Origin of the sequence: Geobacillus thermodenitrificans subsp. thermodenitrificans DSM 465 (genome assembly GCF_000496575.1) — a bacterium.
In the GTDB taxonomy this organism is placed as follows: domain Bacteria; phylum Bacillota; class Bacilli; order Bacillales; family Anoxybacillaceae; genus Geobacillus; species Geobacillus thermodenitrificans.
Map to the genome: position 1 here is coordinate 92,538 of NZ_AYKT01000007.1, position 20,938 is coordinate 113,475.

Sequence of the window (20,938 nt, forward strand, 5' to 3'; positions counted from 1 at the left end):
ACAGGAAAACTAGGACAAGAAAATCCCCCGCACATATGTGCGGGGGGTTTTCTTTAAAACCATGGGAACCATTTCTCAAACCAGCTTTTTTCGTCCTCTTTTTTCTTCGTTTTCTTCTCCAAATGATCCGTGCAATAGTCGGTCGGTTCTGTGCCAATGAGATAATACGTTTTTCGTTTCACCGGACAAGCATCGGTGGCCAGCTTTCCGTTTTGCGGATCGATGTAGACGCCGATGACACCTTTTGTCGGTTTAAACGATTTTTTCGGCTTGTCAGCGAGACTTTGTTCCATAAAGCGGACCCATATTTGCTTCGCATACTGTTTTTCATCAAAACGGCTGATCGTTTCCCTACGGTCGTAACCGATCCAGACGCCAGCAACCAACTGCGGGGTAAAGCCAATCATCCAGCTGTCCGTTTTCGTCGTTCCGGATTTTCCGGCATAAGGACGCGTTATTTCATCGATGATTGATTGTCCAGTGACGGTCGTATAGCCGTTCAACTTCGGGTCGAACATCCCGGTCATTAAATGCGCCGTCACAAACGCGGCATCGCGGTCGATCACTTGTTGGGTTGACGGCTGATGCTCGTATAACACGTTTCCGTTCGCATCGATGACTTTTTTAATAAACACCGGCTCCGTTTTTTTGCCGTAGTTGGCGATCGTGCTGTACGCCGCGACCATATCGATCATTTTCACTGGCGATGTGCCGAGGGCTAGCGATGGCACGGCTTTTAATTTGCTTGTAATGCCGAGCGTTTTCGCCGTTTCGATCAGTTTGTCGGCGCCGATAAACTTCAGTGTTTTTACCGCAAAGACGTTGTCCGATACGGCAAGCGCTTGGGCGAGCGTAATCGGGCCGTTTGCGTAGTAATCATTGTAGTTATGAGGCGTATACGTCGCCCGGCCGTCGTCAAACGTAAACGTCGTCAGTTCGCTGCGCAATGGGGTCGACGGGGTGAATCCATGTTCGATGGCCGCGTAGTACAAAAATGGTTTGAACGTCGAGCCTGGCTGGCGTTCCGCCTGTACGGCGCGATTGAATGGGCTTTCGTTGTAGTCGCGTCCGCCGATGAGCGCTTTTACTTCCCCGGTGCGCGGATCCATGGCCAATAACGCTGCTTGGATGGCGGAAGAGGGACGGATCACCTGTTCAAGTTGCTCTTCGGCGATTTGCTGCATGCGCCGGTCGAGCGTCGTGTAGACGCGCAGTCCACCGAGCTCGATCGTGCGCTCGTCAAGGCCGAGTTTCGTGCGCAGCTGCTGTTTGACGACGTCTTGGAAATATGGAGCGACAGGCCGCTCTTTCTCGTGGTGCTGCACGTAGACGAGCTTGTCGCGGTACGCCTGTTCTGCCTCCTGGCGTCTGATGTAGCCCGCTTCCACCATCGAGAGGAGGACGATTTTTTGCCGCGTTTTCGCCCGCTCTTCGTTGATGAGCGGCGAATAATAGTGCGGTCCTTTTGGGATGCCGGCTAGCATCGCTGCTTCGCTGATCGTCAGCTCATCGGCGTGCTTGCCGAAATAATAGCGCGCCGCTGCCTCGATACCGTAAACCCCATGTCCATAGTAAATCGTGTTTAAATAGCCTTCCAAAATTTGTTCTTTGCTGTAGTTGGCTTCAAGTCGGATTGTATAGAGCGCCTCTTGAATTTTTCGCGACCATGTTTTCTCGTGCGTCAAAAATAAGTTGCGCGCATATTGCTGGGTGATCGTGCTTGCCCCTTCGACTTTGGCCATCGCCTGCACATTGGCGACGACGGCGCCGGCAATTCGTTTCAAATCAAATCCATGGTGTTCGTAAAACTTTCGGTCTTCGACGGCGATCGTCGCTTCAATGACGTGCGGGGAAATGTCATCAAGACGAACCCAGTAGCGCTTCTGTCCATAATTGCTTTCCCCGATTTTGCTGCCATCATCTGCATAAAAAACCGTCGTTTGCGGTACAGCGACCGGTGGGGCGCCTCCGATTTTCGCAAACAAAATAAAACTCCCGAGGGCAGCGAAAGCAAAGATTGTGAGAAAACAGCCAATAAAGACGGCGGCGCGCACATATTTCCACGTGCCGCGAAAACGACTGCCCGGGATCGGTTCCATTGCGCATCCCCCCAATGGTTTTAGCGGTAATTAGGACGGATGACTGCCCCAAAATCGCCTTATGTTGCCTCCGTCCCCATATCTCAGTTAGGCGATTTCTGCTTTCTTACTAGTATGAAAAAAATTTTTTTATTTTAAACTTGTTCCCCTTGCATTTTTGCTAGATTGCTCTATACTTTTTCATGTTTAGTTTTTCGTTGGTGAGGGAAACTTTGATAGTAAGCAACGCTCGGAGAAAGGATGTTACCGACATGGAACTATGGTTTACTGAAAAGCAGACAGAACATTTTGGCATCACTGCACGTATTATCCGCACTTTACATACAGAACAAACGCCGTTTCAAAAACTTGATATGGTCGAAACGGCAGAGTTCGGTAATATGCTCATTTTAGACGGCATGGTGATGACGACGCAAAAAGATGAATTTGTCTACCATGAGATGGTTGCTCATGTGCCGTTGTTTACCCATCCAAATCCGGAAAACGTGCTTGTCGTTGGCGGTGGCGACGGCGGCGTAATCCGCGAAGTGTTGAAACACCCGAGCGTCAAAAAAGCGACGCTTGTCGAAATTGACGGCAAAGTGATCGAGTGCTCGAAAAAGTATTTGCCGGAAATCGCTGGCCAACTTGACGATCCGCGCGTCGAAGTGAAAGTCGATGACGGGTTTATGCATATCGCCCAAAGTGAAAACGAGTATGACGTCATTATGGTTGACTCGACCGAACCGGTCGGACCGGCGGTGAACTTGTTTACAAAAGGGTTTTACGCCGGCATTGCGAAAGCGTTGAAAGAAGACGGTATTTTCGTCGCCCAAACGGACAACCCTTGGTTTAAAGCGGATCTGATTCGCAATGTTTACCGCGATGTGAAGGAAATTTTCCCGGTCACGCGCCTATATATGGCGAACATTCCAACCTACCCAAGCGGGCTGTGGACGTTTACGCTCGGCTCGAAAAAATACGATCCGCTCGCGGTAAGCGATGACCGGTTCCACGACATCGATACAAAATATTACACAAAAGAACTGCATAAAGCATGCTTCGTATTACCGAAATTTGTCGCGGACTTGGTGAAATAAGGGGAGGGGCAAATTGATGCGGTTTGATGAGGCCTATTCTGGCAACGTGTTTATTGGTAGCCACCCGAACTTTGAAGAAAGCGAGGCAGTCATTTACGGGATGCCGATGGATTGGACGGTTAGCTACCGGCCCGGTTCGCGATTCGGCCCGGCCCGCATCCGTGAAGTGTCGATTGGGCTTGAAGAATATAGCCCGTATTTAGATCGGGAGCTCGGTGACATTCGTTATTTTGACGCCGGTGATATTCCGCTGCCGTTCGGCAACGCTGCTCGCAGCTTGGAGCTGATTGAACAGTTTGTGAAAAAAGTGCTGGACGCCGGTAAGTTTCCGCTAGGCCTTGGCGGCGAACATCTCGTCTCTTGGCCGGTCATTAAAGCGGTGCACGAATATTATCCGGACTTGGCCGTCATTCATATGGATGCCCATACCGACTTGCGCGAACATTATGAAGGTGAGCCGTTGTCGCATGCGACGCCGATTCGCAAAGTTGCCGATCTCATCGGCCCGACAAACGTCTTTTCATTCGGCATCCGTTCCGGCATGAAAGAAGAGTTCGAATGGGCGAAACAAAACGGCATGTACATCGCCAAGTTTGACGTACTTGAGCCGCTTCGCTCCGTGCTGCCAAAGCTCGCTGGTCGTCCAGTGTATGTGACGATTGACATCGATGTGCTTGACCCGGCTCATGCCCCTGGTACGGGGACGGTCGACGCCGGCGGCATTACGTCGAAAGAGTTGTTAGCGGCGATCCATGAAATCGCCCGTTCCGATGTCCGCGTCGTTGGTGCCGATCTGGTCGAAGTCGCGCCGGTTTACGACCATTCGGAACAGACCGCGAACACAGCGAGCAAGCTTGTTCGCGAAATGTTGCTTGGCTGGGTGGCAAAGTGAACATAGGGAAAAGCGCCTAAATCGCGAACGCGAGAGGGCGCTTTTTTTATGTAGTAGGAGAAAGGTTGCGGGAATATATACATACCTTATAGAATAATATGCAATGTATTTATCATTCAAAGGGGGAGGAGACAGAAGTGGGCGTCAAACTGATCAAAATTTCCGTTGTGTACTTCGTCATCGGCGTCTGTATTGGGCTTGGCATGTCGATGACCCATTCGTTTGTGCTCACACCAGTTCACGCCCATATCAACTTGCTAGGTTGGACAGCTTTGACGCTCGCGGGCATTATCTACCATTTATTCCCGCAGGCAGCAGCGACAAAATGGGCGAAACTCCATTTTTGGCTGCACAATATTGGCTTGCCGCTCATGATGGTCGGTGTGATTTTTGTCGTGTACGGCTATGAAGCGTTCGTGCTAGCAACAGCCATTGGCGGAGTACTTGTCACCCTTGGTGTCATTTCCTTCGCTATTGCTGTGCTGCAAAATGTTCGCGTCTCATCGTCAACCTGAGAGAACCAGGCTCAAAGCGTTTGCTTTGGGCCTTCTCTTTTTCTCGACCCCTTGAATCAGGCGGAACAGTTCTTTATACTTATTGTTATGACTGTGTTCGCAAAGGTGTGTTCGTAAAACATGAACGAAACAAACGGCATTCCGGTGCGGCTCCGTCAAGTGGCTGTTATCCGCGACGGTGCGCACGAAGAGACGATCGCGCTTGAATTGGACGGCATCTATTACATAAAAGGAGAAACGATGTATTTGCGGTTTGCCGAGGAAAACGAACTCGGGCGGGTGAACAACGTGGTGAAAATCGCACCTGATGAGGTGACCGTTCTTCGCTCCGGGGCGGTTGAGATGCGGCAAACGTTCCGATGTCAGCAAGAAATGCCGGGCCATTACAAAACGATGTTCGGGCGGTGGTCGCTAGCGACCAAAACGGATGTGATCGAGTTCCGGTATGACGAGAGACGGAAACAAGGACAGCTCTTTCTCTCGTATGAACTGATGCTAGAGCATGAGCGGAGCGGGCGCCGTACGTTGACGTTAACATTTAAGGGGGTATAAGCCGATGAACATTGTCGGACAAATGAAAGAACAGCTGAAAGAGGAAATTCGCCAGGCGGTGGGAAAAGCCGGGCTGGTGGCGGCTGAGGAGCTGCCAGAAGTATTGCTTGAGGTGCCGCGCGAAAAGGCTCATGGCGATTATTCGACGAATATCGCCATGCAGCTCGCCCGCATCGCGAAAAAGCCACCGCGGGCAATCGCCGAAGCCATCGTTGAAAAGTTTGACGCCGAGCGTGTTTCGGTGGCGCGCATCGAGGTAGCCGGCCCAGGGTTTATTAACTTTTACATGGACAATCGCTATTTGACAGCGGTTGTGCCGGCGATTTTGCAAGCGGGCCAAGCGTATGGCGAGTCGAATGTCGGCAAAGGGGAAAAAGTGCAAGTCGAGTTCGTCTCGGCTAACCCGACCGGCAACTTGCATTTAGGTCATGCTCGCGGTGCGGCGGTTGGCGATTCACTTAGCAATATTTTGGCGAAAGCCGGATTCGATGTGACGCGTGAATATTACATTAATGATGCCGGCAAACAAATTTATAACTTGGCGAAATCAGTCGAAGCCCGCTATTTCCAAGCGCTCGGTACCGATATGCCGCTGCCGGAGGACGGCTATTACGGTGACGACATCGTGGAAATCGGCAAAAAGCTCGCCGATGAATATGGCGATCGGTTCGTCCATGTGGACGAAGAAGAACGACTCGCCTTTTTCCGCGAATACGGCCTCCGTTATGAGCTCGACAAAATTAAAAACGATTTGGCTGCCTTCCGCGTTCCATTTGACGTTTGGTATTCGGAAACATCGCTTTATGAGAGCGGCAAAATCGATGAGGCGCTCTCAACGCTGCGTGAGCGCGGTTACATTTACGAACAGGACGGAGCCACATGGTTTCGTTCGACGGCGTTTGGCGATGACAAAGACCGTGTGTTAATCAAGCAAGACGGAACGTATACGTATTTGCTTCCGGACATCGCTTACCATCAAGATAAGCTGCGGCGTGGGTTCACGAAGCTAATCAACGTCTGGGGAGCGGATCATCATGGCTACATCCCGCGCATGAAAGCGGCGATCGCTGCGCTCGGCTACGATCCAGAAGCGCTCGAGGTCGAAATTATCCAAATGGTGAACTTATACCAAAACGGCGAGCGCGTCAAAATGAGCAAACGTACTGGCAAAGCGGTGACGATGCGCGAGCTGATGGAAGAAGTCGGCGTCGATGCTGTCCGCTACTTCTTCGCTATGCGTTCGGGCGATACGCATCTCGATTTTGATATGGACTTGGCTGTTGCCCAGTCGAATGAAAACCCGGTCTACTATGTCCAATATGCACATGCCCGCGTCTCAAGCATTCTCCGTCAAGCAAAAGAGCATCAACTGTCGTATGAAGGCGACGTCGATCTTCATCATCTCGTGGAAACAGAAAAAGAAATCGAGCTGCTCAAAGCGCTTGGCGACTTCCCGGACGTTGTCGCTGAGGCGGCCTTGAAACGGATGCCACATCGCGTCACCGCCTATGCGTTTGATTTGGCGTCGGCGCTCCACAGCTTTTACAATGCGGAAAAAGTGCTTGACCTAGACCAGATCGAAAAAACGAAAGCTCGTCTCGCGCTTGTCAAGGCGGTGCAAATCACGCTGCAAAACGCTCTAGCGTTAATCGGCGTCTCAGCGCCGGAACAAATGTAAACGAATGAGGGAGCGATTGCTCCCTCTTTTGTTTGGGCATGCTAAAGGAAAACAACGGTGGAGGATCAACAAGTGAAAGAAGTCGTACTCGCACTTATCACCGGTATGGTTGTCGGTTTTTTGTTTACGCTGTTTCGTTTGCCGATTCCCGCTCCCCCAGCGTTGGCCGGCGTTGCTGGCATCGTTGGCGTGTATCTCGGCATGCGGCTGTTTCAATGGCTGTCGTTGTTATGGAAGTGAACGATGGCTTAATGGCAAGCTGATCAAAATGGTTCAATCGTCCCCGGCTGGTGCAGTTTTGGCGATATGAGGTCGCCATGGGCGCCGGCCGATTTTTTGTTTCTTCCTTTGCTTTGGTGTTTCTTCCATCTGCTCCCTGCCGAAAACATACGTGCTATAGCCAAGCGGAAATGAGCTGGGAAATCGACTCTTTGCCGCGGTCAAGGAGCGAACGGTTCCGCCAAAAATCGAGCGTCAGCGGCTCCGAGCGCGTCAAATCGCGTTCGATCACCTGTTTGACAAGCCGTGTAAATGCGCGATCAAACACGTAGCAGTTGATTTCACCATTTAAAAACAAACTACGTCGGTCAAAATTCGCTGTGCCGACATCACACCATTCTTCGTCGATCACAATGGTTTTAGCATGGTAAAACCCTTGGTAAAAGCGGTAAACGCGCGCCCCGGCTTTCAGCATGCGATAAAAATACGGATAGGCGGCTTCTCTCACAAATAAATGATCCGCTTTCAGCGGCACAAGCACGGTGACGCGCACCCCGCGCTTGAGTGCACGCATCAGTTCGTTAAACAGCGGCCGGCTCGGGATAAAGTATGGGGTACCGATCATAATTTCTTTTTTGGCATGGCGGATGGCATGGATATATTGTTCCTCAAGGGCGGAGCCATCGGTAGCGACCAATTGATGGCGAATGGCGCCAGCGGGAAGCTCCGGGAAATACCGGTGTTTGTCCGCCACCGTCTTGCTTGTCGCTTCTTCCCAATCATGCAAAAACTGTTCTTGCAAGTCATATACTCCTTCGCCGCTGATTTTTAGGTGATAATCCCGCCATTCCCCGAAATTGGCGTCTTTCCCATTATACTCGCGGCCGATGTTATAGCCGCCGATGTAGCCGATCCGCCCATCGATGACCGTAATTTTTCGGTGATTGCGGCGATTGAGGCGGTAAATCAAAAACGGAAAGCACGGCGGGCGGGTATAGGCGAACTCCACCCCGCTTGCCCTTAGTGAACGAATGAGCGCTTTCGGCAACCCGAGGCTACCCACCCAGTCGACCAACACCCGTACTTTCACACCTTCGGCTGCTTTTTCTTTTAAAATTTGGAAAAACGGCGTGGTCGTTTCGTCACTTTTGATAATGTAAAACAGAATGTGAATATGGTCGCGAGCGCGGTGCAGCTCGGCAAAATAGTCGGCAAATAAATGCCTGCCATTGACATAGAGCGCTATATCGCTTCTCCGTTCTGGATAGACGACTTTTTTGCGTCCGTTCCGGAAGGCGAGCTGACCAAGCTTGTCATCGAGATAAATGAGTACGAATATGATGGCAATCACAGCAATAACGACCATGCCTTCCCCTCCTGTGCGTCGCTTCAGTACTTATTAATGTATCCTATAACGTACAAAAATAGCAGAGCTGAAGCCGCCGATTCTTTCCCACCTTGCCGAACAGGCGCCTAACCGATTCTTGTGAAGACCTAGTGTTTGATATCCTTTTGGCGGCTAAACGAAGCACGAGCAGGAGCGGTCGTCTTGCCAACAAATATATGGACCTTCTTCTTCACTTTTGTGTGAAAGGAGAATCCTTCCTGACAGAAATGATAAAAAAGTTGTTGACTGAATGCTCATTCATTTGTAAAATAAACATAAATGGAAATTATGAAAATTTTCTTTGTTGCGGCAACAAATTCGCTGGAAAAGCGGGGGAAGGGGAGAGAAGATGAACGTTTTATTAACGGTGAATTTGCTCGCGTTTTTGTTTGTAACCGCTTACGCTATCTATTTGTTTGCGTATGTCGTAAAAACGCGGGCAATGTACATTAAACTCGGCAAAAAAGTCGAGTTTGACGAAAAAGTCAATGAGCGGCTGCGAAGCATTTGGGTCAACGTCTTCGGCCAGAAAAAGTTGCTCAAAGACAAAAAAAGCGGCTTGATCCATGTCATCTTTTTCTACGGCTTTATTCTCGTCCAATTTGGCGCGATCGATTTTATCATTAAAGGTCTTGTGCCAGGGGCGCACTTGCCGCTCGGGCCGTTGTATCCAGGGTTTACGTTTTTCCAAGAAATTGTCACCTTGCTCATTTTAATCGCGGTGCTTGCCGCCTTTTACCGTCGTTACATTGAAAAGCTCGTCCGCTTAAAGCGTGATTTCAAAGCCGGACTTGTTCTCATTTTTATCGGTGGACTCATGTTGTCCGTTTTATTCGGCAACGGGATGAGCCGGATTTGGCACGGCGAAGAAGCTGCATGGAGCGAACCGGTTGCTTCGCTTATTGCCGGTGCGTTTTCGTGGATCGGGGAAACCGGGGCCGCGGTACTGTTTTTTGTCGCTTGGTGGGTGCATTTATTGATTTTGCTGACGTTCCTCGTGTACGTGCCGCAATCGAAGCACGCTCACTTGATCGCTGCACCAATCAACGTCTTTTTCAGCCGGCTGACGCGGCCGAAGCTTACGCCGATCAACTTTGAAGACGAAAGCCAAGAGTCATTTGGCGTTGGCAAAATTGAGGATTTTACGCAAAAGCAGTTGATTGACTTGTATGCTTGTGTCGAGTGTGGCCGCTGTACGAGCATGTGTCCAGCGACCGGCACAGGGAAAATGTTGTCGCCGATGGATTTGATTTTGAAGCTGCGCGACCACTTGACGGAAAAAGGAGCGGTCGTCACATCGCGTGCCCCGTGGGTGCCGACGTTCGCCTTCAAAAATACGAAAGGCAATCAGCTCGCATTCGCTGCGGCATCGGAGCAGGCAGCGACGATTGAAATGCCAAGCTTGATCGGTGACGTCATCACTGAAGAAGAAATTTGGGCTTGTACGACGTGTCGCAACTGTGAAGACCAATGCCCGGTCATGAACGAACACGTCGATAAAATTATTGACTTGCGCCGCTACCTCGTTTTGACTGAAGGGCGGATGAATCCAGACGCACAGCGGGCGATGACGAATATCGAGCGTCAAGGCAACCCGTGGGGGTTAAACCGGAAAGAGCGGGAAAACTGGCGCGAGTTGCGTGACGATGTCCACGTCCCAACGGTAAAAGAAGCGAAGAAGGCCGGGGAAGAGATCGAGTACTTGTTCTGGGTTGGTTCGATGGGTTCATACGACAGCCGCAGCCAAAAAATTGCCCTCGCCTTTGCTAAGCTGCTGAACGAAGCAGGTGTCAAGTTTGCGATTTTAGGTAACAAAGAGAAAAACTCGGGCGATACTCCGCGTCGGTTAGGAAACGAGTTTTTGTTCCAAGAATTAGCAAGTAACAACATCGCTGAGTTCGAAAAAGCGGGCGTCAACAAAATCGTCACGATCGACCCGCACGCTTACAATGCGTTTAAAAACGAATACCCGGACTTTGGACTCGAGGTCGAAGTGTACCACCATACCGAGCTGCTTGCCAAGCTCATCGAAGAAGGACGGCTTGTACCGAAATATCCGGTCCATGAACGCATTACGTTCCATGATTCGTGTTATTTAGGACGCTACAATGACGTCTATGACGCGCCACGGCAAATTTTGCGCGCCATCCCGGGTGTTGAACTCGTCGAAATGGAGCGCAACCGTGAACGCGGCATGTGCTGCGGCGCCGGCGGAGGTCTCATGTGGATGGAGGAGACAACCGGCAACCGGATCAACGTCGCTCGTACGGAACAGGCGCTTGCTGTCAATCCGACGGTCATCAGTTCCGGGTGTCCGTACTGCTTGACAATGTTGTCGGACGGTACGAAGGCGAAAGAGGTAGAAGACCGCGTCTCGACGTACGATGTCGCTGAACTATTGGCGAAATCAGTGTTTGGTGAGGAAAAAGAAGAAGCCGCATCATAAAATGGTTGCACAGACAATTTCTATTTTTTAAAATAGTAAGTACAATATTCTATTTGTGAAAGAGATGGTGTACGGTCGTACGCCTTCTCTTTCGCCTCGCCATCGAGCGAACGTTCAGTCTGTAATTTGTAATCGCTTTCTTATATGAAAAAGGGGGAGAGAAATGATGGGGAAAACGGTGATTGTTAACGGGGCGCGCACCCCGTTTGGAAAATTAGGCGGTGCTTTGCAAGCGTTATCAGCAGCTGAACTTGGTGGCATTGCTGTGAAAGAGGCGCTCGCCCGCGCCAACGTAAGCACAGAACAAGTTGATCATGTCATTTTGGGCACTGTTCTACAAGGTGGACAGGGGCAGCTTCCGTCGCGGCAGGCGATGCGCCATGCCGGTATTCCGTGGCACGTCCGCACTGAGACGGTGAATAAAGTGTGCGCATCCGGCATGCGTGCGGTAACACTCGCTGACCAGCTCATTCGTTTAGGTGACGCCGAGGTCGTCGTCGCCGGCGGGATGGAGTCGATGAGCAACGCACCGTACGTGTTGCCGAAAGCGCGCTGGGGGCTGCGGATGGGTGACAGCACGGTAAAAGATTTGATGGTATATGATGGCCTCACATGCAGCTTTACCGGCGTTCATATGGGCGTTTACGGCGGAAACTCGGCGCGTGAGCTTGGCATCACCCGAGAGGCGCAAGACGAGTGGGCATACCGCAGCCATATTCGCGCCATCGCCGCCATCGAAGCGGGCCGCCTCGCTGAAGAAATCGTTCCGGTGACAATCCCGCAACGTAAAGGCGCCCCTCTTGTCGTTGAACATGACGAGGCGCCGCGAAAAGACACATCGCTTGAAAAACTGGCGAAACTGCCGCCGGTGTTCGATCCGCAAGGCACGATCACAGCCGGCAATGCCCCGGGCGTCAACGACGGCGCTGCGGCACTCGTCTTAATGAGCGAAGAGCGCGCCGCCCGCGAAGGGCTCGAACCGCTTGCAACCGTTGTCGCTCACACGGCCATCGCTGTCGAGGCGAAAGACTTCCCGAAAACGCCGGGGCTTGTTATTAATGAGCTGCTCCGCAAAACGGGGAAAACGGTCGATGACATCGCCTTGTTCGAAGTGAATGAAGCGTTCGCCGCTGTCGCATTGGCGGCCATTCAAATCGCCGGTCTTGACCCGGAAAAAGTGAATGTCAACGGAGGCGCCGTTGCCCTTGGTCATCCGATCGGCGCCAGCGGCGCGCGCATCATCTTAACACTCATTCATGAGCTGAAACGTCGTGGCGGCGGCCTCGGCATCGCCGCGATTTGCAGTGGCGGCGGCCAAGGTGACGCCATCTTAGTCGAAGTATAAGGGGTGTTGGGAGCGCGACAAGCTCGCGTCTCGTATGGCGGCACGGGGACGGCGGTGTCGCCGTCTGTCCCTGCGTGACATCATGCTGTCGCTAAGGAACGGGTACGACTTGTCGCCGGATGTCGTCAAGACACAGGAAGCGGCCTGTTGCGATCTCGTCTTCGTGATGCGGCCGCGACGCGGGGTACAACCTGTCGCCCCTCTGTCCTTTGGTGAGGAGACCGAGACGGTAGGTGAGGCCGCCTGCCGCTGCCTTGTCGTTCAGTGACGAAGTCATGAAACGGAGTCATATTTTCGGAGCAATGCTAAGAGCGCACGGTGCGGCAGTGTACCTCATGTTGCGGCTATAGGGCGGGATGCAGCGTGTCGCTGCTATACCTATCGAGGTTGAAACGGCGGCATCGGCCGCCGGAAAACTAACGGATATCCTGCACGTTCATTTTTCAGAAATACACATAGATGGGGGATAAGAACATGGACGTAAAAACAATCATGGTCGTCGGTGCCGGTCAAATGGGATCAGGTATTGCTCAAGTATGTGCTGTCGCCGGCTATGACGTACTTTTATATGACATTAGCGAAGCGCAATTGGATAAAGGAATCGCGAACATTGAAAAACTGCTCGCTCGCCAAGTGGAAAAAGGGAAAATGGCGGCAGCGGACAAGGACGCGGCGCTGTCGCGGCTTTCCCGTTCCACCGACTTGCATGATGCCACCGACGCTGACCTTGTCATCGAAGCCGTTGTCGAAAACATGGATGTGAAAACGAAGCTGTTTGCCGAGTTGGACAAAATCGCCCGCCCGGAGACGATCTTAGCTTCCAATACGTCGTCACTTCCGATTACGGAAATCGCAGCGGCGACAAAGCGGCCAGACAAAGTAATCGGCATGCACTTTATGAACCCGGTGCCGGTCATGAAGCTAGTGGAAATTATCCGCGGGTTGGCGACGGCTGATGAGGTATACGAGACGATCGAAGCGGTCACCCGGACGCTTGGCAAAGTACCGGTTGAAGTAAACGACTTTCCAGGCTTTATTTCCAATCGTGTACTCATGCCGATGATTAACGAAGCGATTTACGCTTTGTACGAAGGAGTAGCAACAAAAGAGGCGATCGATGAAGTGATGAAACTTGGCATGAACCATCCGATGGGGCCGCTCACGCTCGCTGACTTTATCGGATTGGACACGTGCTTATACATTATGGAAACGCTTCATGAAGGGTTCGGCGACGACAAGTACCGCCCGTGCCCGCTGTTGCGCAAATACGTCAAGGCTGGTTGGCTTGGTCGCAAGACGGGGCGCGGATTTTACACGTACGAGTAAGTAGATAGAGGCAACATTGACAAACAACATGAAAAAGGGGGATGTCCCGTGCAATTTCGGTTTACGGAAGAACAAGAAATGATGCGGCAAATGGTGCGCGAATTTGCAGCAGCGGAAATCGCTCCGTTTGTTGAGCGCATGGAGCAAGGAGAATTTCCGCGCCCGATTTTAGCTAAAATGGCCGAGCTCGGCTTAATGGGGATCACTGTTCCGGAACAGTACGGCGGCGCAGGCATGGACTTTCTTTCGTACATTATCGCTATCCATGAAATTTCGAAAGTGAGCCCGACGGTCGGTGTCATTTTATCGGTGCACACGTCCGTCGGCACGAACCCGATTTTGTATTTCGGCACGGAAGAACAGAAACAAAAATATGTGACGAAACTCGCTCGCGGTGAGTATTTAGGGGCGTTTTGCCTCACCGAACCGAGTGCTGGCTCGGATGCGAAAAGCTTGAAGACAAAAGCGGTGCGTCGCGGCGATACGTATGTGTTGAACGGCTCAAAAATTTTCATCACCAACGGTGGAGAAGCGGACACGTACATCGTGTTTGCCCGCACGAATCCGGAGGAAACCGGCAGCCGCGGCATTTCCGCGTTTATCGTTGAAAAAGGGACGCCGGGTATGGAGATCGGCAAAGATGAAAAGAAAATGGGGTTGCACGGATCGCGGACGGTGACAATCACGTTTGACGACGCTGAGGTGCCAGCGGAAAACTTGCTCGGCCAAGAAGGGGAAGGATTTAAAATTGCTATGGCCAACCTTGATGTCGGCCGGATCGGCATCGCTGCCCAAGCGCTTGGCATTGCGGAAGCAGCGGTCGAACATGCTGTGGCCTATGCCAAAGAACGGGTGCAGTTTGGCAAACCAATTGCCGAGCAGCAAGGCGTGGCCTTTAAGCTTGCTGATATGGCAACGGCGGCGGAAGCGGCGAAATGGCTCGTCTACCGCGCCGCTTGGTTGCGCGCTCAAGGCTTGCCGTGCGGCAAAGAAGCGTCGATGGCCAAACTGTTTGCCTCGCAAACGGCGATGGATAATGCCATCGAAGCCGTGCAAATTTTTGGCGGCAACGGTTATACGAAAGATTATCCGGTCGAGCGGCTGTTCCGCGATGCGAAAATTACGCAAATTTACGAAGGGACGAGCGAAATCCAGCGGATTGTCATTAGCAAGCAACTGACCAAACAGTAATCAAAACAAGGGGAAGAGGATTTTTTATAGAAAACGGGGGAATGAAGCGATGAATTTTCAATTGAGCGAAGAACATGAAATGTTGCGGAAAATGGTGCGTGAATTTGCCGAAAACGAAGTGGCGCCTACGGCCGCTGAGCGTGATGAGGAAGAGCGGTTTGACCGCAGCATTTTCAACAAAATGGCCGAACTTGGCTTAACGGGCATCCCGTGGCCGGAAGAGTATGGCGGCATCGGCAGCGACTATTTGGCGTATGTCATTGCGGTCGAAGAGTTGTCGCGTGTCTGTGCCTCGACCGGGGTGACGCTCTCCGCCCATATTTCGCTTGCAAGCTGGCCGATTTATAAGTTCGGCACGGAAGAGCAAAAGCAGAAGTATTTGCGCGCTTTGGCAACCGGGGAAAAGCTCGGAGCATACGGGCTGTCCGAGCCGGGAGCAGGGTCTGATGTCGCCTCGATGAAAACGCGTGCCATCAAAGACGGCGACCATTACGTGTTAAACGGTTCGAAAGTATGGATCACGAACGGCGGCGAGGCAGAGATTTACGTCGTCTTTGCCGTCACTGATCCGGAAAAGCGGCATAAAGGGATCAGCGCCTTTATCGTCGAAAAAGGGACGCCGGGCTTTTCAATCGGCAAAAAAGAAAAGAAACTTGGCATCCGTTCGTCGCCGACGACTGAGCTCATTTTTGAAGATTGCCGTATCCCGAAAGAAAACTTGCTCGGTCAAGAAGGGGAAGGGTTTAAGATCGCGATGATGACGTTAGACGGCGGCCGCAACGGCATCGCCGCCCAAGCGGTCGGCATCGCTCAAGGAGCGCTGGATGCCGCTGTGGACTACGCGAAACAGCGCGTCCAATTCGGTAAACCGATCGCTGAACAGCAAGGGGTTTCCTTTAAGCTCGCCGACATGGCGACAGCCATTGAAGCGGCTCGGCTGTTGACATACCAAGCGGCATGGCTCGAGTCAAACGGCTTGCCATACGGCAAGGCATCGGCGATGGCAAAACTGTTTGCCGGCGACACGGCGATGAAAGTGACTGTCGATGCGGTGCAAATCTTTGGCGGCAACGGTTATACGAAAGACTATCCAGTTGAACGGTTTATGCGCGATGCGAAAATTACGCAAATTTACGAAGGGACACAAGAAATTCAGCGCCTCGTTATTTCGCGGATGTTGACGCGCGATTAATGATAGCAGCGCTTGAACGTTTGAATCGCAGCAGCCGTTTCAAGGAGCGTGCTCTATGTGCTGCTGCGAGGGGGATCTTCGTGATTTCGGGGACGTGCCGTGCGGGTCATGGCAATGAGTTCGGGGGTGTACCGCACGACATGTCTCGTTCTGCCGCAACGGGCAGTCGGGCAGTGCGCCGCCTAGCTGCTAAACGGGAATGGGGGAGAGGAACGTAAATGAAAAAACGGGAAGTGATCGCATCGGTCAAAGATGAAAAGCTCGTGAAAAAACGCCGCAACGAAATGATTAAAGGGGCGATTTCCCTTTTTAAACAAAAAGGTTTCTACCAAACGACAACGAGGGAAATCGCCAAAGCGTCCGGATTTAGCATTGGCACACTATATGAGTATATCCGCAAAAAAGAAGATGTCTTGTATTTAGTGTGTGACCGCATTTACGACGAGGTGCGGGAGCGGACCGAACAAGACCTTGGCGATCATCATGGCACGATTGAAGGATTGCGGCGTGCGATCGCTCACTATTTTCGTGTCGTTGATGAACTCGACGACGAAGTGCTCGTCATGTACCAAGAGTTGAAGGCGTTAAGCAAAGAATCGCTCCCATACGTTCTCAATAAAGAGCTTGATATGACGGCTATTTTCGAGCATATTTTGCGCACATGCGTCGAAAGCGGTGCGCTGCAGCTTTCTGAAAGTGAGATTCGCCTCTTTGCCCACAACATTATCGTGCTTGGGCAAATGTGGGCGTTCCGTCGTTGGGCGCTGCGGAAAATGTATACGCTCGAAGAATATATTGAATGTCAGACGGAGTTTTTATTAAAGGGGATTATGGAGAAACAGAAAGCTTGAACAAAGGGGGAGAGATGATGGCGCATATTTATCGTCCGAAGCATCATGTTCGCTTTGTGACAGCGTCCAGCTTGTTTGACGGCCATGACGCGTCCATCAACATTATGCGCCGCATTTTGCAAGCGAGCGGCGCCGAAGTCATCCATTTAGGCCATAACCGCTCCGTTGAAGAAATCGTCAATGCGGCCATCCAAGAGGATGTGCAAGGCATTGCCGTTTCCTCCTATCAAGGTGGCCACATGGAATTTTTTAAATATATGTATGATTTGCTGCAAGAGCGGGGGGCGCCTCATATCCGCATTTACGGCGGTGGGGGCGGCGTGATCATCCCGCGCGAAATCAAGGAATTGCATGAGTACGGAATTGCCCGCATTTTCTCGCCGGAAGACGGCCGTCGCCTTGGTTTGCAAGGGATGATTAATGTGATGCTTGAAGAATGTGATTTTCCAACCGTGACGGCCGTGACGGATGAAATCGAACGGCTCCAAACCGGCGATGTGCAAGCCATCGCCCGGCTCATTACGCTGTGCGAATATCGCACTGAGGCAGGCCAAGAGGCAGCTGCTGCGGCTGAAGCTGCTATCGAGCAAGTGAAGACGATGGAAAAACGCGTACCGGTGCTCGGGATCACCGGCACGGGCGGTGCGGGGAAAAGCTCGCTCACTGATGAGCTCGTCCGTCGCTTTTTAAATGAAATCCCAGAGATCAAGATCGCTATTTTATCTGTCGACCCGACGAAGCAAAAAACAGGCGGCGCGCTGTTAGGGGACCGAATTCGGATGAACGCCATTCATTCGCCGCGTGTCTATATGCGGAGCCTGGCGACGCGCCATTCCCGTTCCGAGCTGTCGCCGGCGATTCGCGATGCCATTTCGGTTGTCAAGGCGGCCGGGTTTGATCTCATCATTGTCGAAACGAGCGGGATCGGCCAAGGCGATGCCGCCATTACTGAAGTGTGCGATGTCTCGATGTATGTGATGACGAGCGAGTTCGGAGCACCGACGCAGCTCGAGAAAATCGATATGATCGACTACGCCGATTTGATCGCGATTAACAAATTTGAGCGCAAAGGGTCAGAAGATGCGAAACGGCAAGTGCAAAAACAATATCAGCGCAGCCGCCAGCTGTTTGATCGCGACGTATCGGAAATGCCGGTATACGGCACGATCGCCAGCCAGTTTAACGATCCGGGCACGAATACGCTCTTTGTCGCACTCGTCGATACGATCAACCGGAAAACAGGGACGAACTGGAAGACAAGTTTAAATACGGTTGCCAACGTTGAAAAGCATAACGTCATCATTCCAAATGAGCGCCGCTATTATTTGCGTGAAATCGCTGAGACGGTGCGTTCGTATCATCGCCGCGCCGAACAGCAGGTGGAGATTGCGCGCCGCTTGTTCCAAATTGAAGGGGCGATTGAAGCGGCCAATGAGCGCGGCGAGTCTGACGATGTCATCCGCGCGCTCGAGACGCTCAAAGCCGATTATGAAGCGAAGCTGACGCCGGAATCGAAACGTATTTTAGCGACGTGGGAAGAGACGAAGGCGAAATATGCCGCCAAGCAACTTGTGACAAAAGTGCGTGATAAAGAAATCGTCACTGAGCTGACGACAAAAACGTTGTCCGGCTTGGACATTCCGAAAGTCATCTTGCCAAAATTTAAAGACTACGGAGAAATTTTGCGCTGGGTGTATAAAGAAAACGTCCCTGGCTCATTCCCGTATACGGCTGGCGTCTTCCCGTTCAAGCGTCAAGGGGAAGACCCGAAGCGTCAGTTTGCCGGCGAAGGGACGCCGGAGCGCACCAACCGTCGCTTCCACTACTTATGCAAAGAAGACAAAGCGAAACGGCTTAGCACGGCATTTGACTCGGTCACGCTCTACGGCGAAGATCCGGACTATCGACCGGATATTTTCGGCAAAGTTGGGGAAAGCGGCGTCAGCATTTGTACGTTGGATGACATGAAGAAACTGTACAAAGGGTTTGATTTGTGCGACCCGCTTACATCGGTGTCGATGACGATCAATGGTCCGGCTCCGATTTTGCTGGCAATGTTTATGAATACGGCCATCGACCAACAAGTCGAAAAGCGGGAACAAGAGCTTGGTCGTCCGCTTACGGCGGAAGAGTACGAACAAGTGAAAGCCGCGACGCTGCAAACGGTGCGCGGCACGGTGCAAGCCGACATTTTAAAAGAAGACCAAGGACAAAATACGTGCATTTTCTCGACCGATTTTGCCTTAAAAATGATGGGCGATATTCAAGAATATTTCATTAAGCATCGTGTCCGGAACTATTATTCAGTGTCGATTTCCGGCTACCATATCGCTGAGGCTGGGGCGAATCCGATTACCCAGCTGGCGTTTACGCTCGCCAATGGCTTTACGTACGTCGAATATTATTTAAGCCGCGGCATGCATATCGATGATTTCGCGCCGAACTTGTCGTTTTTCTTCAGCAACGGTCTCGATCCGGAATATTCGGTGATCGGCCGTGTCGCCCGCCGCATTTGGGCGGTCGTCATGCGCGAAAAATACGGCGCCAACGAACGAAGCCAAAAGTTGAAATACCATATTCAAACGTCTGGCCGTTCGCTTCACGCCCAAGAAATCGATTTTAACGACATTCGTACGACCTTGCAGGCGCTTCTGGCGATTTATGATAACTGCAATTCGCTCCATACGAACGCTTATGACGAAGCGATTACGACGCCGACCGAGGAGTCGGTCCGCCGGGCGATGGCCATCCAGCTCATTATTACAAAAGAGTTTGGCCTAGCGAAAAACGAAAATCCGCTCCAAGGCTCGTTCATTATTGAGGAGCTCACCGACCTCGTCGAAGAAGCGGTCTTGCAAGAGTTCGAGCGGTTAAACGACCGCGGCGGCGTGCTCGGAGCGATGGAAATGCAGTATCAGCGCGGTAAAATTCAAGACGAATCGCTCTATTACGAGACGAAAAAACATAGCGGGGAACTGCCGATTATCGGCGTGAATACGTTCCTCAATCCGAACCCGCCGTCGGAAGATGAACTGAACAACCTTGAGCTCGCTCGGGCGACGTATGAAGAAAAAGAGCTGCAAATCCGCAATTTGCGTGAATTCCAAGAGCGGAACAAAGACAAAGTCGGCCCGGCGCTCGAGCGCTTAAAACAAGTGGCAATTAGTGGCGGCAACATTTTCGAAGAATTGATGGAAACCGTCAAAGTGGCCAGCCTCGGGCAAATTACCCGCGCGTTGTACGAAGTCGGCGGGCAATACCGACGGAATATGTAGGAAAGCGTGTTCGTCGGCCTCCGTCAGCGGCGGCGATCCGCCCTTTGACCGGCACTATACAACCGCTTATGATTCTTCGCTCTCCTAGAGTCAAAACGGGAAATGTTATTGGAAGAAAATGTATCTCATTGGACGGATAGGTCGGAAAGAGGGCTGCCTTTGCTGCGAGGCGGTCCTCTTTTTGCTTTTTTCGCTAAATAGCTAGCATAAACGCCAACAATTTGTTTATAATGAATGGTATGTATTCCACTTGCATTCATTTGTTTCATTATATAGAAGGGGAGTGCTGAATTTGAGCCTGCAGCAGCAATACTCGCCAGAGGAATTGCAGGAGATGTCGTTCGTCGAGTTGGCGAACCTCATTTTGCTTAATAAGCGGGAGGCGCTGCCGTTTGACCAAATCGTCCGTGAAGCAGCGGCATTGACCGGCGCAACGGAGGACGACATCGCCGCGCGGCTTGCCCAGTATTACACTGATTTAAACATCGACGGACGGTTTATTTGCGTCGGGGAAAACGTCTGGGGGCTGCGCGCATGGTATCCGTTTGACCAGACCGAAGACGAAACGGTGACGATTGTCAAGCCGAAGAAGAAGAAAAAAGTGCTTGATGACGAATACGACGATTACGAAGAGTTGCTTGACGAAGAAGATCTTGATTATGACGATCTCGATGAATACGATGACGAAGAGCTTGAGGTCGACGACGAAGAGCTGCTTGAAGATGAGGAGTTCGACCTTGACGAAGATGTCGATTTTGAAGACGACGTGCTCGATGACGAAGAGTTTGAACTGGACGAAGAGCCGCTTGACGAAGATCTCGATCTCGAGGAGACAGAGGAAGACGAATAACCGCTTGACTTTACCGAGGGAACTCGGTACAATGTGTGTTG

17 protein-coding genes are annotated in these 20,938 nt (G+C 51.7%); 15 read left to right on the forward strand and 2 right to left on the reverse strand.

The window, feature by feature from the left end:
• Positions 1-53: 53 nt before the first annotated feature.
• Positions 54-2,099 (reverse strand): transglycosylase domain-containing protein, encoded by a 2,046-nt coding sequence (locus DSM465_RS0108520; protein ID WP_029761109.1) that lies wholly within the window; start codon positions 2,097-2,099, stop codon positions 54-56.
• Positions 2,100-2,350: 251 nt separating this feature from the next.
• Between DSM465_RS0108520 and speE the strand changes: the two genes are divergently transcribed.
• The 6 genes from speE to DSM465_RS18240 all read left to right on the forward strand — a co-directional run bounded on the left by speE (position 2,351) and on the right by DSM465_RS18240 (position 7,055).
• On the forward strand, positions 2,351-3,178 hold the full coding sequence (speE, locus tag DSM465_RS0108525; protein WP_029761110.1) for a polyamine aminopropyltransferase: 828 nt from the start codon (positions 2,351-2,353) through the stop codon (positions 3,176-3,178).
• Between the two features lie 16 nt (positions 3,179-3,194).
• Positions 3,195-4,070, forward strand: coding sequence for an agmatinase (gene speB / locus DSM465_RS0108530; protein ID WP_008880738.1), 876 nt, complete (start codon positions 3,195-3,197; stop codon positions 4,068-4,070).
• 137 nt (positions 4,071-4,207) lie between these two features.
• Entirely contained in the window at positions 4,208-4,585 is a 378-nt protein-coding gene (locus DSM465_RS0108535; RefSeq protein WP_029761111.1) for a hypothetical protein, read from the forward strand.
• Positions 4,586-4,705: 120 nt separating this feature from the next.
• Positions 4,706-5,137: a DUF1934 domain-containing protein gene (locus DSM465_RS0108540; protein ID WP_008880736.1), complete on the forward strand. Its 432-nt coding sequence runs from the start codon at positions 4,706-4,708 to the stop codon at positions 5,135-5,137.
• Positions 5,138-5,141: 4 nt separating this feature from the next.
• The gene (gene argS / locus DSM465_RS0108545; RefSeq protein WP_008880735.1) at positions 5,142-6,815 is read left to right on the forward strand and encodes an arginine--tRNA ligase; all 1,674 of its coding nucleotides are present in this window, start codon (positions 5,142-5,144) and stop codon (positions 6,813-6,815) included.
• A gap of 72 nt (positions 6,816-6,887) precedes the next feature.
• The gene (locus tag DSM465_RS18240; protein ID WP_008880734.1) at positions 6,888-7,055 is read left to right on the forward strand and encodes a XapX domain-containing protein; all 168 of its coding nucleotides are present in this window, start codon (positions 6,888-6,890) and stop codon (positions 7,053-7,055) included.
• Positions 7,056-7,209: 154 nt separating this feature from the next.
• Here DSM465_RS18240 and cls read toward each other — a convergent pair whose 3' ends face one another.
• Complete coding sequence (gene cls, locus DSM465_RS0108555; RefSeq protein ID WP_029761112.1) at positions 7,210-8,400, reverse strand: cardiolipin synthase; 1,191 nt, start codon at positions 8,398-8,400, stop codon at positions 7,210-7,212.
• Positions 8,401-8,770: 370 nt separating this feature from the next.
• On the opposite strand from cls, the gene DSM465_RS0108560 reads away from it, so the two are divergent.
• The 9 genes from DSM465_RS0108560 (at position 8,771) to rpoE (ending at position 20,897) form a co-directional block, all read left to right on the forward strand.
• On the forward strand, positions 8,771-10,867 hold the full coding sequence (locus tag DSM465_RS0108560) for a (Fe-S)-binding protein (RefSeq protein ID WP_008880732.1): 2,097 nt from the start codon (positions 8,771-8,773) through the stop codon (positions 10,865-10,867).
• A 166-nt stretch (positions 10,868-11,033) separates the two neighbouring features.
• Positions 11,034-12,212, forward strand: coding sequence for an acetyl-CoA C-acetyltransferase (locus DSM465_RS0108565; protein WP_029761114.1), 1,179 nt, complete (start codon positions 11,034-11,036; stop codon positions 12,210-12,212).
• Positions 12,213-12,686: 474 nt separating this feature from the next.
• A complete protein-coding gene (locus tag DSM465_RS0108570) occupies positions 12,687-13,538 on the forward strand; it encodes a 3-hydroxybutyryl-CoA dehydrogenase (RefSeq protein WP_011888415.1) in 852 nt (283 codons plus the stop codon).
• A 48-nt stretch (positions 13,539-13,586) separates the two neighbouring features.
• Entirely contained in the window at positions 13,587-14,729 is a 1,143-nt protein-coding gene (locus DSM465_RS0108575; protein ID WP_008880729.1) for an acyl-CoA dehydrogenase, read from the forward strand.
• A gap of 49 nt (positions 14,730-14,778) precedes the next feature.
• On the forward strand, positions 14,779-15,921 hold the full coding sequence (locus DSM465_RS0108580) for an acyl-CoA dehydrogenase (protein ID WP_011888414.1): 1,143 nt from the start codon (positions 14,779-14,781) through the stop codon (positions 15,919-15,921).
• A gap of 80 nt (positions 15,922-16,001) precedes the next feature.
• On the forward strand, positions 16,002-16,139 hold the full coding sequence (locus DSM465_RS19420; RefSeq protein WP_155121006.1) for a hypothetical protein: 138 nt from the start codon (positions 16,002-16,004) through the stop codon (positions 16,137-16,139).
• Positions 16,140-16,772 (forward strand): TetR/AcrR family transcriptional regulator, encoded by a 633-nt coding sequence (locus DSM465_RS0108585; RefSeq protein WP_008880726.1) that lies wholly within the window; start codon positions 16,140-16,142, stop codon positions 16,770-16,772.
• Between the two features lie 17 nt (positions 16,773-16,789).
• On the forward strand, positions 16,790-20,047 hold the full coding sequence (icmF, locus tag DSM465_RS0108590; protein WP_029761115.1) for a fused isobutyryl-CoA mutase/GTPase IcmF: 3,258 nt from the start codon (positions 16,790-16,792) through the stop codon (positions 20,045-20,047).
• Between the two features lie 292 nt (positions 20,048-20,339).
• A complete protein-coding gene (gene rpoE, locus DSM465_RS0108595) occupies positions 20,340-20,897 on the forward strand; it encodes a DNA-directed RNA polymerase subunit delta (RefSeq protein ID WP_011888412.1) in 558 nt (185 codons plus the stop codon).
• Positions 20,898-20,938 lie beyond the last annotated feature (41 nt).

Excerpts from the sequence above, each read along its gene's own strand:
- DSM465_RS0108570 (WP_011888415.1), top strand. The coding sequence starts at position 12,687 with ATGGACGTAAAAACAATCATGGTCGTCGGTGCCGGTCAAATGGGATCA.
- speE (WP_029761110.1), top strand. The coding sequence starts at position 2,351 with ATGGAACTATGGTTTACTGAAAAGCAGACAGAACATTTTGGCATCACT.
- icmF (WP_029761115.1), top strand. The coding sequence starts at position 16,790 with ATGGCGCATATTTATCGTCCGAAGCATCATGTTCGCTTTGTGACAGCG.
- DSM465_RS0108585 (WP_008880726.1), top strand. The coding sequence starts at position 16,140 with ATGAAAAAACGGGAAGTGATCGCATCGGTCAAAGATGAAAAGCTCGTG.
- DSM465_RS0108580 (WP_011888414.1), top strand. The coding sequence starts at position 14,779 with ATGAATTTTCAATTGAGCGAAGAACATGAAATGTTGCGGAAAATGGTG.
- argS (WP_008880735.1), top strand. The coding sequence starts at position 5,142 with ATGAACATTGTCGGACAAATGAAAGAACAGCTGAAAGAGGAAATTCGC.
- DSM465_RS0108520 (WP_029761109.1), bottom strand. The coding sequence starts at position 2,099 with ATGGAACCGATCCCGGGCAGTCGTTTTCGCGGCACGTGGAAATATGTG.
- DSM465_RS0108560 (WP_008880732.1), top strand. The coding sequence starts at position 8,771 with ATGAACGTTTTATTAACGGTGAATTTGCTCGCGTTTTTGTTTGTAACC.
- speB (WP_008880738.1), top strand. The coding sequence starts at position 3,195 with ATGCGGTTTGATGAGGCCTATTCTGGCAACGTGTTTATTGGTAGCCAC.
- DSM465_RS0108540 (WP_008880736.1), top strand. The coding sequence starts at position 4,706 with ATGAACGAAACAAACGGCATTCCGGTGCGGCTCCGTCAAGTGGCTGTT.
- cls (WP_029761112.1), bottom strand. The coding sequence starts at position 8,400 with ATGGTCGTTATTGCTGTGATTGCCATCATATTCGTACTCATTTATCTC.
- DSM465_RS0108565 (WP_029761114.1), top strand. The coding sequence starts at position 11,034 with ATGGGGAAAACGGTGATTGTTAACGGGGCGCGCACCCCGTTTGGAAAA.